The organism is Frankia sp. AiPs1, from assembly GCF_023716945.1.
GTDB lineage: Bacteria > Actinomycetota > Actinomycetes > Frankiales > Frankiaceae > Frankia.
Genome location: NZ_JAMQQF010001130.1, coordinates 1 through 697, shown reverse-complemented (window position 1 = coordinate 697; position 697 = coordinate 1). Strand labels below are relative to the sequence as shown.

Genomic DNA, 697 nt, shown 5'->3' with positions numbered 1-697 from the left:
CCCCGAACCCGCCCCCGTGACCAGCGCGACCTCACCGGCCAACGAACCGCCGGCCAACGACCCGCCCGCCGGTGGACCGCCGGCTAACGGGCCCTGGGCGCCGGCGCGGCCGGTCGGCTCACCGGAGGTAGTCATAGCCGCCGTCGACCATCAGCGTCGTGCCGGTGATGTACTGCGCGTCCGGGCCGACGAGGAAGACCACGGCGCGGCCGACGTCGGCCTCGGCGTCGCCGAGTCGGCCCAGCGGCACCTGGGCGGCGAGGCTCGCCGCGGCGTCGGGCAGGTCGGCGGTCCAGCTGTCGAAGCCGGGCGAGCCGGCGAGCGGGCAGACGACGTTGACCCGGATGCCGTAGCGGCCCCACTCGGCGGCGGCGACGCGGCTCATCGTCCGCAGCGCCTCCTTGGCGGCGGCGTAGGCGCCCATCGCGGGCCGGGCGGTCAGCCCGCTGCCGGAGCCGAAGTTGACCACGCTGCCGCGGGCGGCCCGCAGGTCGTCGAAGCAGGCCTGCATGAACCGCAGCGACCCGACCGGGCCGGACTGCCAGACGGCGTCGAGGTCGTCCTCGGTGAGCCGGCGGATCGAGCCGTACCGGGTGGTCTGGGCGACGTTGACGAGGCTCGTCACCGGGCCGAGGCCGGCGCGCACCGCGGCGACGGCGGCGTCCACGTCGGCGCGGACGCCGGCGTCGGCCTGCAC

At 77.0% G+C, this 697-nt stretch carries 1 protein-coding gene; it reads right to left on the bottom strand.

What is annotated here, in order from left to right:
* Nucleotides 1–118: 118 nt before the first annotated feature.
* Nucleotides 119–697 (bottom strand): SDR family NAD(P)-dependent oxidoreductase (locus ND748_RS33275; protein WP_251750188.1); only part of this gene is annotated, 579 nt, incomplete at its 5' end.